At 49.5% G+C, this 14042-nt stretch carries 15 protein-coding genes and 1 pseudogene; all 16 read right to left on the bottom strand.

Annotated elements, in window-relative coordinates:
* Window positions 1–2 precede the first annotated feature (2 nt).
* Window positions 3–629, bottom strand: coding sequence for a phosphoribosylglycinamide formyltransferase (gene purN, locus BQ7367_RS07000; RefSeq protein WP_072524789.1), 627 nt, complete (start codon window positions 627–629; stop codon window positions 3–5).
* Window positions 623–1648, bottom strand: coding sequence for a phosphoribosylformylglycinamidine cyclo-ligase (gene purM / locus BQ7367_RS06995; RefSeq protein ID WP_072524788.1), 1026 nt, complete (start codon window positions 1646–1648; stop codon window positions 623–625). The genes purN and purM overlap by 7 nt, the downstream gene beginning before the upstream one ends.
* Before the next feature lie 61 nt (window positions 1649–1709).
* Entirely contained in the window at window positions 1710–2219 is a 510-nt protein-coding gene (purE, locus tag BQ7367_RS06990) for a 5-(carboxyamino)imidazole ribonucleotide mutase (RefSeq protein ID WP_072524787.1), read from the bottom strand.
* Window positions 2220–2271: 52 nt separating this feature from the next.
* A complete protein-coding gene (locus BQ7367_RS06985; RefSeq protein WP_072524786.1) occupies window positions 2272–4365 on the bottom strand; it encodes an aminopeptidase in 2094 nt (697 codons plus the stop codon).
* A complete protein-coding gene (locus BQ7367_RS06980) occupies window positions 4365–4724 on the bottom strand; it encodes a DUF6142 family protein (protein ID WP_072524785.1) in 360 nt (119 codons plus the stop codon). Before BQ7367_RS06980 ends, BQ7367_RS06985 begins: the two co-directional genes overlap by 1 nt.
* The gene (locus tag BQ7367_RS06975) at window positions 4699–5175 is read right to left on the bottom strand and encodes a VanZ family protein (protein WP_072524784.1); all 477 of its coding nucleotides are present in this window, start codon (window positions 5173–5175) and stop codon (window positions 4699–4701) included. Before BQ7367_RS06975 ends, BQ7367_RS06980 begins: the two co-directional genes overlap by 26 nt.
* Before the next feature lie 189 nt (window positions 5176–5364).
* A complete protein-coding gene (locus tag BQ7367_RS14585; RefSeq protein ID WP_200786715.1) occupies window positions 5365–5514 on the bottom strand; it encodes a hypothetical protein in 150 nt (49 codons plus the stop codon).
* Between the two features lie 12 nt (window positions 5515–5526).
* Window positions 5527–6207 (bottom strand): orotate phosphoribosyltransferase, encoded by a 681-nt coding sequence (gene pyrE, locus BQ7367_RS06970; RefSeq protein ID WP_072524783.1) that lies wholly within the window; start codon window positions 6205–6207, stop codon window positions 5527–5529.
* Window positions 6208–6339: 132 nt separating this feature from the next.
* Window positions 6340–6495 (bottom strand): annotated as a pseudogene (locus tag BQ7367_RS06965) (kinase to dihydroxyacetone kinase); the annotation flags it as partial.
* A 4-nt stretch (window positions 6496–6499) separates the two neighbouring features.
* Window positions 6500–7402 (bottom strand): dihydroorotate dehydrogenase, encoded by a 903-nt coding sequence (locus BQ7367_RS06960; RefSeq protein ID WP_072524782.1) that lies wholly within the window; start codon window positions 7400–7402, stop codon window positions 6500–6502.
* The gene (locus BQ7367_RS06955) at window positions 7402–8187 is read right to left on the bottom strand and encodes a dihydroorotate dehydrogenase electron transfer subunit (RefSeq protein WP_072524781.1); all 786 of its coding nucleotides are present in this window, start codon (window positions 8185–8187) and stop codon (window positions 7402–7404) included. The genes BQ7367_RS06960 and BQ7367_RS06955 overlap by 1 nt, the downstream gene beginning before the upstream one ends.
* A gap of 116 nt (window positions 8188–8303) precedes the next feature.
* Entirely contained in the window at window positions 8304–9230 is a 927-nt protein-coding gene (pyrF, locus tag BQ7367_RS06950) for an orotidine-5'-phosphate decarboxylase (protein WP_072524780.1), read from the bottom strand.
* A 93-nt stretch (window positions 9231–9323) separates the two neighbouring features.
* Window positions 9324–9728 (bottom strand): DUF2752 domain-containing protein, encoded by a 405-nt coding sequence (locus tag BQ7367_RS06945; protein ID WP_235837566.1) that lies wholly within the window; start codon window positions 9726–9728, stop codon window positions 9324–9326.
* A gap of 71 nt (window positions 9729–9799) precedes the next feature.
* Entirely contained in the window at window positions 9800–10378 is a 579-nt protein-coding gene (locus BQ7367_RS06940; RefSeq protein ID WP_072526124.1) for a CD225/dispanin family protein, read from the bottom strand.
* 80 nt (window positions 10379–10458) lie between these two features.
* Window positions 10459–11106, bottom strand: coding sequence for an ECF transporter S component (locus tag BQ7367_RS06935; RefSeq protein ID WP_072524778.1), 648 nt, complete (start codon window positions 11104–11106; stop codon window positions 10459–10461).
* A gap of 80 nt (window positions 11107–11186) precedes the next feature.
* Entirely contained in the window at window positions 11187–14000 is a 2814-nt protein-coding gene (locus BQ7367_RS06930; RefSeq protein WP_072524777.1) for a translation factor GTPase family protein, read from the bottom strand.
* Window positions 14001–14042: the final 42 nt, after the last annotated feature.

Below are 14042 nucleotides of genomic sequence, written 5' to 3'. Positions count from 1 at the left end.
GTCTATGGCTCAACTACTGCTTTGCCGTCTTCCACATGTACCTTGCCATTGGCGATCAGGTCAATGGCCCGGGGCAGGATCTTCCACTCTGCCTGCTCCATCACCCTTCTCTGAAGGATCTGTGGCGTATCCCCCGGTTCTGTCTCCACCGCTTTCTGAAGGATGATCGGTCCGGTATCTGTCCCCTCATCCACAAAGTGGACGGTAGCGCCCGTCACCTTCACTCCTCTCTCCAGAGCCGCCTCATGGACTTTCAGCCCGTAATATCCTTTCCCGCAGAACGACGGGATCAGGGACGGATGAACGTTGATCATACGGTTCCGGTATGCTTCGATCATCGTGGCCGGGATCACTACAAGGAATCCCGCCAGCACCACCAGGTCCGGATGAAAACTGTTTACCGTCTCGAGAAGCGCCCTGTTGAACGCCTCCCTGTCTTCAAAATCTTTCGGGGAAACACACCGGGCGGGAATATTGTTCTGCTCCGCCCGCTCCAGGGCATATGCATTTTTATTGTTGCTGATCACTCCCGCGATCTTTGTATTTGTAATGGTCCCACCGGCCACGCCGTCGATGATGGCCTGAAGGTTCGTCCCGCCGCCGGACACCATCACCACGATGTTCAGCATAAGTCCACTCCCTTTTCTCCTGCCACGATCTTTCCGACCACATAAGGCATCTCGCCCGCTCCCCGGATTGCTTCCATGGTGCGGTCCACATCGGATTCATCCACAGCCAGCACCATTCCCAGCCCCATGTTGAACGTGTTGTACATCATCTGTTCCTTGATGTCTCCGTCTACCGAGAGCATCTGGAAGATCGGCGGGATCGGATAACTGTCTTTGTGGATCACTGCCCTGGTACCTTCTTTCAGCATACGGGGCACATTTTCATAGAAGCCTCCGCCTGTGATATGGCTGCAGGCCTTCACCGTCACGCCCGCCCTGCGGATGCTTTTCAGCGCCCTTACATAGATCCGGGTAGGCACCAGCAGCGCTTCACCCAGAGAGCACCCCAGACTGTCATAGTATGTATCCAGAGCTTCCCGCTTCATATTAAATACTTTTCTCACAAGAGAAAATCCGTTGCTGTGTATGCCGGAAGAGGCCATTCCGATCAGCACGTCCCCGGCTTTCAGATCCTCTCCGGTGATCATATCCTTTCTGTCGCAGACGCCTACGGCAAACCCTGCCAGATCGTATTCATCCTCTTCCATCAGACCGGGATGCTCCGCCGTCTCGCCGCCGATCAGAGCCGCGCCGGACTGAAGACAGCCTTCCGCCACCCCGCTTACGATGGCCGCGATCTTCTCCGGCTCATTCTTCCCGCAGGCAATGTAATCCAGGAAAAATAAAGGCTCTCCGCCGGCGCACGCAATATCGTTCACACACATGGCCACAGCGTCAATGCCGATGGTGTCATGTCTGTCCAGGATCATCGCCAGTTTCACCTTTGTCCCGCATCCGTCCGTACCGGAGAGCAGCACCGGCTCTTCCATTTCCTTGATCTTTGCCAGGGAAAACGCGCCGGAAAATCCTCCCAGCCCGCCCAGGACTTCCGGGCGCATGGTCTTTTTTACATGCTCTTTCATCAGCTCTACAGACCGGTATCCGGCTTCGATATCCACACCTGCATTTTTATAATCCATACTCTTTTCTCCTTATCCTTCCCCTTGCCGGACTTTCGTGCCGCCGGGGGACAGTTACTGGTCAGTTGTTCAGATACGCCTCGTATCCGATCTCATTTAAACGGTCCGCTTTCGCCTGCACCGTATCTTTCATCTCTCTGGAATAATCCTTCAGCTTCTTCAGTACTTCTTCATCCGACACAGCCAGGATCCTGGCCGCGAGGATGGCAGCGTTCATCCCGCCGTCGATGGCGACTGTGGCTACCGGGATTCCCGGGGGCATCTGTACGATAGAATAAAGCGCGTCCATGCCGTCCAGGTTCTTGCCTGACATGGGCACACCGATCACCGGCATCGGGAACAGCGCAGCGCACATTCCCGGAAGATGGGCCGCCATTCCTGCTCCGGCGATGATCACCTTGATCCCTTTTCCCTCTGCCGACTTCGCCCAGTCGAAAAAGACATCCGGCATCCGGTGGGCAGAGATGATAGTCATCTCATAGTCGATCCCGAGTTTTTCCAGCATGGAAGCCGCCTTGCTCATCACTTTCAGATCTGAGTCGCTGCCCATGACGATTCCTACTTTTGGCATTTCATTTCCTCCTTTGAAGCGTTTATCGTAATAAACCATAGTAATTGGATAATCAGGACATTCTGTTCAATGGTTCATTGAGGACCTCCGTCCCCGGAAGTACGAATTTCCCGTCTTTTATTAGTATAATGTGTTTGCCTTCTTTTGTCACTACACTTATTTCTTCTAACTCTTCATAAGGTATGGTTATATCTGTGTGGCAGTGGAAATAGGCTTTCGATATGTCGGTCTTTCTCTGCAGGGAGACGGAGTTGTCCCTGGCTATGATCTCTTTTCCGTTGGGGTTGTACACGCGGATATCCTCGCTCCAGGAATAGCACGTGTCTCCCACGGCGAAGTGAGGGCCTGTCTTCTCCGCGATCAGGATCGGCATCTTGTCCTCAATGCCGAACTTCTTTGCCGTCACATATGCCGTTGTGTTGGTCCCGATGGCAAACTCGCCCAGCGGCAAAGAGCTGTGATTCTTCAGGACATTGTCAGAAAGATACCTGCGTCCTTCTTCTTCGCTGTCAAAATTGCCGCACCTGTAGTCCGTGATCCGCCCGTCTTCAAAGACCAGTTCCAGATCCCGGTACTGCAGGCCCTCCAGATACACCCGGGTCACATGGAGCGTGCCGGAAGTCCCTTCCAGCACCGGGGAAGTGAACACTTCTCCCACCGGAATATTTACGTCCGCCACACAGTTTTCAAACTTTGTCTCTCTGGCCGGATCATTCAGCGGATGCAGCATCACTTTCATGTCTGTACGGTTTGGTCCTGCCCCTTTGATATGAACGTATTCTCCCTGATCTAGGGCATCGATCATGGTCTGCTGGACCCTTTCGTACAGCTTTGCGTCCAGAGTATTGATGCGGATCACCTGATTGAATATCTCCGGGTAATCCGGTCCGATCTCCGGTACCGGATAAGCCACGATGGTAAAGCTGCGCTCTTCTCCTTTGATATATTCATTTGTCAGCTGCCCCGACCGGCTGTCATACTCCAGTGCCAGCTTTCTTAGCTCCGGTGTATATGCAGGAGCTTCCTTCACGGTTTTAGGCGAGAAGGGGGCTTCCCCGAACGTCTCCATCACCGCAGGTCCGGCAAACTGCGCCGTCAGCTCCCGATTCTGCTCATAGACGGTCCGCATGACTTCCAGTCTGCGCTCAATATATCGTTTGTCCATAAACAGAGCCTGATCCTGCCGGTGGTCATAGTCATACTGCGGGTTGGCCGCCGCCCCACAGTATCCGATCCGGTGATGTTCCCGCTTTGTGATCACACTGGAAGCTGCCCGGTAAATGACCGGCTTCAGTCCCATTTTCCGGAAATTCTCAATAGCCAGCCGGATCACCTTTTCAAATCCGAGGGAATACCGGATGTTAACCACTGATTTCCTGGAAAGGTCTTTTCCGGTGTTGATAAAACCGATCCGGTAGCCTTCCGTGTAGACATCGGCCATCTTCTGAAGCGTTTCCTCCGGCAGCGTCCGCAGATGGCGAGCCGTCCCAAGCTCATTCTCCGTAATAGATTCCCCGAAACGGTACAGATACCTGTCATCGTCCAGGTCGCTGTTTTCGATCAGCTCTGCGGCGAACGTGTATTCCGGATCGATCTGCTCCAGCACCCGGTCCGCCAGGAACACGTCGCAGTAGTCGCTGGCATACCAGTAAATGATGTGCCTGATCCGGTCTTTCTCAGGTCCGTTCCCCTCTTCCAGACAGTTTTCAAAATAATTGTATACCTCTATAAACAGTTCACTGAGGATCGTCAGATAATCGATCCTGTTTTCAAAAGACCAGGGAATGCCTGCGCGCGCCTCCGCATAGAGAAGGCTCAGGAGCCGGCCTGTCTCCAGGCCGAACCGGCCGGCGGCATATGCCGGATTCCCGTAGCTTTTTTTATAATCCGCCCCGGTGATATCGCTGTAGAGATCCCGATTGATCTTCTGCATTTCTTCCAGGGAGAGCTGCTCCCACTGGCCGCTTACGATCATCTGTCTTACATTTTCCAGTTTCAGAAGGAAGGCGGCCGTTTTCTGAAAATAGTCCAGATACTCTTCCGGGACGGTCCTTTCCGTCCCAATCTGTTCCAGCCGTTCTACTGCCAGTTCATGACGTTCCCTGTATTGTTCATTCTTTTTTTTCTGGATTTCTTCTGCACGCATCAGCTCAGGCCTCCTATAAAAATTGCAAGAAAGAAAATCAGAGCGACCGCATTGGACGGAAGTCCGATCTTGCAGGTCAGATAATTTTTCTCCCGCTCCCGGAATCCCCGGATCGCCCACCTCAGTCCAAAACCGGCCAGGATAACAGAGACGATCGCCAGCCCTCCTATAATGCCCGCCGCCTCGCCTCCGGATACAAACGCCCATGCGATGCAGCCCAGCAGAATCGCAAATGCGCCTGCCGCGCACCAGCAGGAAAGTATCCCCATATGAGAATGCTTAAATCCATTCCTGGCGTATGTTCTCTTCTCTTTCCTTTTCCCATTCCTTTTATCAGCGTTTCTTCCGATTCCGCCCATGATATCTTCTCCTTATTTGATTGCATATTGAAAAAATAATATATCCTGCGACTCCTCCGATTGTATTCAGGAGGATATCGTCTACATCAAAGCTTCCGACTCTCGAAAACAGCTGTACAATCTCCACCGCCAGACTCAGTCCCATGCTGTAGAACAATGTTTTAAAAAATCCTCTTGTTCTGCTGGCCATCGAGACAAAAAATCCGTAGGGGACAAAGATCAGGATATTCCCCGCCAGGTTGGCGAACACGGCAGCCGTGCCAAGCTGCTCCCGATAGGTTACAAATCTTTTAATCTCCCGGAACAATTCCAGATTATAGTGGAATTCCTCCCAGGTTCCCTCCCTTCCATACCATTCCGCAAGGCATAAAAAATAGATCAAAAATAGAATATACAATACAAACAGGACCTTACCAAGTCCTCTGATCCTTCTGGCTTTCTTAGTGCTCAAAATAATACTCCTTCATGAATTGTCAGATAACTTTAATAAAAAGGGACAGGCACCTTTTAACAAAATTATCTGAATATTCATTTAAAAGGGGTCAGGCACCTTTTAAAAAGTGGACGACCCCGTTCACAATTCTCGTTCAAAAGGGGACTGACCCGTTCCCGGTCTGTCCCCTTAAAAGTTGTCCTTCTGTCAGAATGTGATCTCTCTTTTATGTTTCAGCAGGCTTGCTCCACTAATAATGGAAAGCACTCCCGCCGTGATCCCGACCACTAAAACGACAATCCCGACTACGATACTTCCCGCACCGCTGTTTTTCATCGCAAGGTATGCTTTTTCCATAAGACGCGCCTCCTATTTTACCCCATATGTTTCATAGTATGTATCGATCGCTGCTTTTAATGTATCATCAATGACAACTTTTCCTTTATATTCTTTATTGTACAGGCACTCGACAACTTCTTTCATTGAAACAATGGCAGCCGTGTCAAATCCATACAGATCCTTCACTTCAGCGAGAGCACACTTTTCTCCTCCCTTGCCGACTTCCATACGATCCAGAGATACCATGAGTCCGACAATCTCTACATCCGCCGCCCCTTTTACCTTCGGCACGGTCTCCTCCATGGACTTTCCGGATGTGGTCACGTCTTCAATCATAATAATTCTGTCCCCGTCTTTCAGACTGCTGCCCAGGAAATTTCCCTTATCCGCTCCGTGGTCCTTCTCTTCCTTTCGATCAGAACAATAACGGACCTCTTTCCCGTACAGTTCGCTGTATGCAATAGCAGTCACTACGCTGAGTGGGATCCCCTTGTAGGCCGGTCCGAACAGTACATCAAAGTCATCACCGTATTTGTGATGAATCGCTTTGGCATAGTATTCCCCCAGCTTTTTTAACTGAGATCCGGTTACATATGCGCCTGCATTCATGAAAAACGGAGATTTCCTGCCGCTTTTTAACGTGAACTCTCCGAATTTAAGTACATTGCTTTCCACCATAAATTCGATAAATTCCTTCTTATATTGTTCCATAGCTCTTAAAACCTCCGCATATACGGGACTTTTATACTTCCTGATCCCGGCGTTTTATTCTTTTCAATTCTACCACAATCAATAGTGTTTTTCAATTCACCAATTTGTCTCATCCATCTCCGCTGTCTCGCATTATCCTTTTAATCCTCTTGCCTGTCTGTCCATGTCTTCTACCACAATATCATAAATCTCACCAAGAGAGGCGCAGTACTCCAATACTTTCCAGGGCTCATTTGTATGAAAATGAATCTTGATCAGTTCTTCATCTCCAACTGCCAGGAGGCAGTCTGTCTTATCTGACAATCCCGATCATTTCTTTTACATTTTTAAATCCCTGATCTTTCATATACTGCTCTATACCTTCTATGATCTTGACTGTTACTGCAGGATCATGAAAATTCGCCGTTCCCACAGACACCGCACTGGCCCCTGCCAGCAACATTTCAATCGCATCCTCTGCACTGGCAATGCCACCCATGCCGATAACCGGAACATTTACTGCATTTGCCGCCTCATATACCATTCGTACCGCAATCGGATGAATTGCCGGTCCGGACACACCTCCGGTCCTGTTGGCCAGCACGAAGGTCTTCCTGTGAATATCGATCTTCATCCCCGTGATCGTATTGATCAGCGAAACCGCGTCCGCGCCGCCCGCCTCTACTGCCTTCGCCATTTCCGAAATACTGGTAACGTTAGGACTCAGCTTCATGATCACCGGCTGCTTCGCATATTTCTTCACAGCTTTTGTAATTGCCTCGGCAGCTTGCGGATCCTGACCGAAAGCTATACCGCCTTCTTTTACATTTGGGCAAGAGATATTGATCTCTAACATATCCACATCCTCGTCTGCCAGGCGCTCCACCACCTCGCAGTAATCTTCGGTGGATCTCCCGCAGACATTGATAATGATCCTGGTATCATATTGTTTCAGAAAAGGAATATCCCTCTGGCAGAACACATCGATCCCCGGATTCTGCAGGCCCACAGCATTCATCATCCCGCCGTACGTCTCCGCCACCCGTGGTGTCGGGTTGCCGGACCACGGAATATTCGCCACTCCCTTTGTAGTCACCGCTCCAAGTCTGTTCAGATCCATATAATCCGCAAATTCAGCTCCGGAGCCAAAAGTTCCGGAAGCAACAGTCACCGGGTTTTTCCACTCTACTCCGGCAATATTAATTCTCGTATCCATCAGATCTCCACCTCCGTAGACAAAAATACCGGTCCGTCTTTACAGATCCTTTTATTGTTTACATTACTGTGATGATCTTTCTCCTTCGTCTGGCAGACGCAGGCCAGACATGCGCCAATACCGCAGGCCATGCGCTCCTCCAGCGACAGGTAACATTCGATTTCGTTCTCTTTGGCATAGGCTTTTATAGCTCGCAACATCGGTGTCGGGCCGCATGCATAAATAATATCCGCCTTCAGACCATTCTCCCGAATGGCATCCAGTACATTTCCCCGGATACCCACACTTCCATCTTCGGTAGAAATATAAACTTCACCGTTTGCCTCAAACTCCTCCTTCAAAAATGTCTCACTGTCTCTGTATCCGACGATGATCTGCTTCTTTTCACATTTTATCTGTTTTGCAAGTTCCAGGATGGGCGGCACGCCAATACCTCCACCTATGAGAAACGCCCTCCGGCCTTTTGCTCTCTCGATCGGGAATCCATTTCCCAGCGGACCGATAACCGCAATTCTGTCCCCTTGTTTCATTTTAGAAAATTGTTCCGTACCGGTGTTTTCCCCGGTTACTCGATATACTAGCCTGAGCCTCTTATTCTCCCCGTCGATCTCACAGATACTGATCGGCCTTGGAAGAAGCTTTGTTCCATCATCTGTATACATAGAAACAAACTGTCCGGGCTTCGCCTGCTGAGCTCCATTCGTTTCAATCCACATACTGTAAATATCCCTGGCGATTCTCTCCTGAAAAATAACCGCCGCGGCTTCCTTTTTCATTACTGTCATATATACTCCTTTTAGAATATTCTGATAACTCTTTCAAAAGGGGTCAGGTACTTTCTAAAAGGTACCTGACCCCTTTTTTTCACCATTATCAGAATATTCTATATATTTATTTTTTCTTACTTTGTTTCCAGGGCTCTTCTGATATCTGCGATCATTGCTTCCACAGCTGCTCTGGAAGCATCTGCAAAATTTTCTTCCCCGAACTCTGCATAATTCTCCTGCTTATACGCCGCGATTATCCCACGGGAGGAATTTACAATCGCTCCAAGTCCGTCCTCATTAAAGAAATGAACGAGATCTTTTCCTTGACCTCCCTGAGCGCCATATCCTGGTACGAGAATATAGCTCTTCGGCATGATCTTTCTAAGTACCTTCCCCATTTCAGGATAGGTAGCTCCTACGACAGCCCCAATATAGCTGTACTCATCACCCATACACTCAGAACCCCACTCTGCCACTTTTTCGCCTACCAGCTCATACAGAGGCCGGCCGTCGATCAGCTGGTCCTGAAATTCACCGCTGGATGGATTTGACGTTTTTACAAGGATAAAAAGTCCCTTTTTCTCTTCTTTGCATACTTCTACAAAAGGCTTAACTCCATCCGAGCCAAGATAGGGATTTACAGTAACAAAATCCTCATCAAACGGAACATACTCCTTAGTGCCTACTTTTACCTTTCCCAGATGTCCTGCCGCATATGCCGCCGAGGTGGAACCAATGTCTCCTCTCTTGATATCTCCTATCACAACAAGATCTTTTGCCTTACAGTAATCCACAGTCTTTTTAAAAGCTGACAGACCCGGAATCCCGAACTGCTCATACATAGCGATCTGGGGCTTCACTGCCGGGATCAGATCATAGATATTATCGATAATCGCTTTGTTGAACTGCCAAACCGCTTCCGCCGCTCCCTCAAGCGTTTCACCGTATTCCGCAAATGCTCTGTCAAGAATGTGAGACGGAATATAACTCAACATGGGATCAAGTCCTGCGACAATCGGCGCACCGGTCTTTCTGATCTTTTCCACCAGTTTGTTAATCATTTAAATTTCCTCCATTTTATTGAAAATTGATACAACTTCTTCAAAAGGGGACAGGTACCTTTTAAAAGGTACACGGCCCCGTTCACAGAATTTTCACAAAATCTGCGCAAATCCGCCCGGTGCCAGCAATGTGAATGGAAATACAGGAATGTTCCTGAGGATGCCATATACAAGTACAGCTATCAGCACTCCTAGAAGAAGTTTTACACTAATCAGCCTGTCAATATGATTTCCTCCGGTAATAGCCCAATCTGTCGTACGCGCAGCGATGTAAATCCCGATCAATGGAAGCAGCAAGGTCATAAGCGGATTATAACAGAATGCATCCAGAAAACGTCCATGCAGAATGGAATAACAGGCCCGCCCGGCACCACACCCCGGACAGTACAGACCTGTCACCAGATAAAAAAGACAGGGCAGCGGATAACTGTACGGGTTATGAAAGTATAGATACACCGCCCCTGCAGCTGCCACTGCCCCTGCGCATACTACAAGCATGATCCGGATTTTTCTGCTTTTTTGAATGATTTGAATCATGTAGTCCTACGTTCTTTCTGCGATTTTACGAATTAATAATAATAGTACCAGTCTCCGCCGAATTCATATATAAGCCTTCCATATAGCATAAACAGAAGAATATTCACGATCAGACCGATCACAAACGCAAGGATAATCCATATTTTCGCTGTTCTCGCAGCTCTGTTTGCCTCTTCTATATCTCCTGCTGTCACAGCGCTGTTGATCTTAACGGCATATACGATCGCCACAATACCAAACGGTATGCAGCAGCAGACAGTTGAAATAATGGACAATACCAGATATGGCACCCAGTTGACCGACGGCTGCTGCCCGCCCGTCTGATAGGACGGCGGTGTCTGATAGGACGAATTATTGTTCTGATACCCGCCATAATATGACTGATTCTGATAGGGAGAACTATCATTCTGCCCTTCCTGATATGAATTTTCCTGGTATGGATTTTCCTGAGCAGTCTGCGCGCCTGCTTCCGGTCCGATATTAACATCCGGCTGTGGCTCCATATTCACAGATTCTGAGCCGGAATTCTGAGGATCCGGCTGCTGTGCCCCGCAGTGCGGGCAGAACCTGGACCCTTCCGGGATCTCCTGATAACACTTAATACAGTTCATTTTCATACCTCGCTCTCATCATCGTAAAATAATATTATAACACTCCATTAAATAATACCATTAAATGAGGCAAAAAGTCATCACAAAAGTAAAAAAATTGTATTTTTTGTTGAGCAGCCTGCCTGTATTGTTTTCACCTTTGCCGGTCGTATCATCCCTGCCCTTAAAAGAACCGGCCTGAGCGCGTTATACAGAATCCCCACAAGAATAACAGACACCACTGCATTGACAAATGTCGTCGCAGCACTCCATTTGGCCAGAACCTCCGCCATCTGCTGCGGTTGTCCCAGAACATACTGTTTGTAAAAATAGCCCGCCAGAGGATCTGCGACCACATTAAACCCCAGCCCTGCCACAGAGGCGACCGTACTCCACCGAAAAATATATTTTTTATCCGTGCTCTCATTGATCCTGGCAATACGGTGAGCCACAAATCCCACGATCAATCCAATACACAATTTTAGTACAAATGTCTTTGGTGCCCCTGTAATATAAACCGGATCCAGGATATCTGCCATCGTCATCCCCACCGCGCCGGCAAGTCCGCCATACCATCCTCCGAGGATCAGTGCGCCAAGTACGCAGAAGGCGTTGCCAATGTGCAGCGAAGTGGCATCACCGCCCGGCATGGGGATCTTGATCTGCAAAAATGTAAATGATACAAAACAAAGAGCTGCCATTAGCGCTGTCTGAGCAAGTTTAATAATATTTTCTTTTCTGTTTTTCATAGTATGCTGCCTCTTTTCCTGTTCAATACAGGTATGGTAGCACCGTACTGGTCATTTTAAAATGTCCAGTTAATATATTTTTATACAGTCCAGTTATCCTCCCCCAGCCGTACCTGTTCCATTTTTCTGGCATCTTCCTCTTCGAGATAGTCAAAAAGATAATTCTTAAGATTGTTCCCCCGGCCAAGATACTCTCCTCTCAGTTCCTTCAGGGCCGTTTCTACTTCGTCTTTCAGCCCCGCCGCGGACATCCGCCTGGCCCCATGTCCAAGGATAATGATCTGCTCCAACGCGTCGGAAGTGGCAACGGTAACGTCTTTATGTCTGGATATTTTCCGGACTGTCTTTTCGATATACTGATCCGCGGTTTCTGCTTCTTTCGTATATACAATATAAATATTGTGATATTTTATCGTCTCTCCTGTCCCGCCCTCTACTTTATATGCATCAAATACAAGGATCACCGCACACTTTTTACAGCCCTGATAATTACAAAGAATGTCCGCCAGTTTTCCCCTCGCCGCTGCTATGTCGATCTCTGACAGTCTGCGCAGTTCTTCCCAGGCAAAAATGATATTGTATCCGTCTACCAGCAGAAACTCTTCCTTTTTCTTCTCTTTTTGCCTCTCGTCTGACTTCCATTTTCCGTCTCTGTCCGCCTCCGTCTTGCTCTCTGTTTTCGCGTATACAGTTACCGGACTGTTTTGTATTTTTTGTTTTACCGGATCCGGGGTGCGCACATAGATCGCATCCAGTTCCTCCTGTGTAAGTTGGATCGTCTTTCTGGCAGGCCGGAATTGTAAATACTCCTTCTCTCCCGTTCCGGACATCTCTTCTTTCCTTCCGCTTTCCACATGCATATATTCATCCGCTTCATACCACGGTACGATAAAACCCGCTCCATGCGCGCAGAATACAGAATCTGCAGTATTTTCCACATCCGCGTCCGCATCATAGTTGATCCTGGCAATGACTTCCTCCGGATTATGACATACATCATATCCTTTCAAAGTACAGAACATTCTGCCAAAACCGCCGGTATACGCCGCAAATTCTTTCTGATATCCCCGCATCTCAGACACCGGCGCCTGACCGGTCAGTACAGCCAGCCCGTTCTCGGTCTCCGGCCCACGGAATTGTCCGCACATCTTCTGAACATCTGTCATGGCCCGCCCCACGGACTCCAGTGGCAGTTCCATCCGGAATTCGTAATATGGCTCCAGCAGGACTCCTTTCGCTTTACGCAGTCCCTGCCGCACCGCGCGGTACGCCGCCTGACGGAAATCGCCGCCTTCGGTATGCTTTTGATGAGCCCGTCCACTCAGCAACGTGATCTTCAAATCCGTCACCGTGGACCCGGTCAGCGCGCCTTTATGGTCCCGCTCTTCCAGATGGGTAAGGATCAGCCTCTGCCAGTTCCGATCCAATACGTCTTCTCTGCAGTCCGCAGCGAACTGCATGCCGGAGCCGCGTTCGCCCGGTTCCAGAAGAAGATGGACTTCCGCATAGTGGCGGAGTGGTTCAAAATGTCCTGCTCCCTCAGTCGGAGCTTCTATGGTTTCCTTATATACGATATTCCCCTCGCCAAACTCGATGAGAACTCCAAAACGCTCTTTTACAAGGCGCTGCAGTACTTCCGTCTGTACTTCGCCCATAAGCTGGATATGGATCTCAGCCAGCTCCTCTTCCCACTCCACATGAAGTTCTGGCTCCTCTTCTTCCAGCTGGCGAAGATTCTGCAGCATCACATGAGCATCACAGCCTTGCGGCAATTCTACACAATAAGTAAGGACCGGCTCCAGAACAGGAATCCCGGATGCCTTCTCCACGCCAATCCCCTGTCCCGGACTGGTTCCTTCCAGACCGGTGACCACGCAGACTCTTCCTGCCTCCACCTCGGGAAACATCTGGTATTTCTCTCCCGAATAGATCCTGATCTGATTTACTTTTCCCTCGATCCCGGGCAGAGTCTCTTTTACACGCAGACGTCCTCCCGTCACTTTCAGCCAGGTCAGTCTTTCCCCCTGTCCGTCTCTGGAAATCTTGTACACTTTGGCCCCGAACTCTGCCGGATACAAAGGAACCGGCACATACTCTGTCAGGCCGTCCAGAAGTCCGGTAATCCCCCTGGCCTTCAGAGCTGATCCAAACCAGCAGGGGAAAACGTTTCTTGCGGCAACTGCTCCTCTTACGGCTTCCCGGCTGATGGTCCCGTTCTCGAAATATTCCTCCATCATCCGTTCATCACAGGCCGCAAGATTTTCCAGATGTTCCTTTCGGGTCTCTGCAGGCAGCTCCTGCTCTGTCCCGGCCGTTCCGGAACTCTCCGCTCTGACAGACGGGCCTTCCCCATCTTCTGCCGCACGGCAGATAAGCCCGCTCATGTCCACACAGTTCTCACTGAGTCTTTCCTTAAGCTCCGCCAAGATCCGCTCCTGATCTGCGTCTTCCCGGTCCATTTTATTTACAAAAAGAAAGACCGGAACTCCATAGCGCTTCAGCAGGCGCCACAATGTGACTGTATGGCTCTGCACTCCGTCTGCCGCGCTGATCACAAGCACTGCACAGTCCAGCACCTGAAGGACCCGCTCCATCTCCGCCGAAAAATCTACGTGCCCCGGAGTATCAAGAAGGGTGATTTCTGTATCGTTCCAGGAAATCACAGCCTGTTTGGAAAAAATGGTGATCCCCCGCTCCCGCTCCAGTTCATATGTATCAAGAAATGCATTCCCGTGATCCACACGCCCCATGTTTCTCAGTCTGCCGCTCAGATAGAGCATTCCCTCGGAAAGAGTGGTCTTTCCCGCATCTACATGGGCGAGGATGCCGACGTTGAGTCGTCTCTGCCGCTGCCCGGCTGCCTTGTTTTCTTTATTCTCAGACGTATTTCCCATAGAAAATACCCCTTTCTGTGCTATGTTTATGCCTTCATAATC

It is taken from the genome of Clostridium sp. Marseille-P3244 (assembly GCF_900120155.1).
Lineage (GTDB): Bacteria > Bacillota > Clostridia > Lachnospirales > Lachnospiraceae > Mediterraneibacter.
The sequence above is the reverse complement of the archived record's forward strand: the minus strand, read 5'-3'. Positions and strand labels throughout refer to the sequence as shown.

Coding starts and splice junctions, on each gene's coding strand:
- purE (WP_072524787.1), bottom strand. CDS start 2,219: ATGCCAAAAGTAGGAATCGTCATGGGCAGCGACTCAGATCTGAAAGTG.
- pyrE (WP_072524783.1), bottom strand. CDS start 6,207: ATGGAACAATATAAGAAGGAATTTATCGAATTTATGGTGGAAAGCAAT.
- BQ7367_RS06935 (WP_072524778.1), bottom strand. CDS start 11,106: ATGAAAAACAGAAAAGAAAATATTATTAAACTTGCTCAGACAGCGCTA.
- pyrF (WP_072524780.1), bottom strand. CDS start 9,230: ATGATTAACAAACTGGTGGAAAAGATCAGAAAGACCGGTGCGCCGATT.
- BQ7367_RS06980 (WP_072524785.1), bottom strand. CDS start 4,724: ATGGGCGGAATCGGAAGAAACGCTGATAAAAGGAATGGGAAAAGGAAA.
- BQ7367_RS06940 (WP_072526124.1), bottom strand. CDS start 10,378: ATGAACTGTATTAAGTGTTATCAGGAGATCCCGGAAGGGTCCAGGTTC.
- BQ7367_RS06960 (WP_072524782.1), bottom strand. CDS start 7,402: ATGGATACGAGAATTAATATTGCCGGAGTAGAGTGGAAAAACCCGGTG.
- purN (WP_072524789.1), bottom strand. CDS start 629: ATGCTGAACATCGTGGTGATGGTGTCCGGCGGCGGGACGAACCTTCAG.
- BQ7367_RS06930 (WP_072524777.1), bottom strand. CDS start 14,000: ATGGGAAATACGTCTGAGAATAAAGAAAACAAGGCAGCCGGGCAGCGG.
- BQ7367_RS06985 (WP_072524786.1), bottom strand. CDS start 4,365: ATGCGTGCAGAAGAAATCCAGAAAAAAAAGAATGAACAATACAGGGAA.
- BQ7367_RS06945 (WP_235837566.1), bottom strand. CDS start 9,728: ATGCTTGTAGTATGCGCAGGGGCAGTGGCAGCTGCAGGGGCGGTGTAT.
- BQ7367_RS14585 (WP_200786715.1), bottom strand. CDS start 5,514: ATGGAAAAAGCATACCTTGCGATGAAAAACAGCGGTGCGGGAAGTATC.
- purM (WP_072524788.1), bottom strand. CDS start 1,648: ATGGATTATAAAAATGCAGGTGTGGATATCGAAGCCGGATACCGGTCT.
- BQ7367_RS06955 (WP_072524781.1), bottom strand. CDS start 8,187: ATGACAGTAATGAAAAAGGAAGCCGCGGCGGTTATTTTTCAGGAGAGA.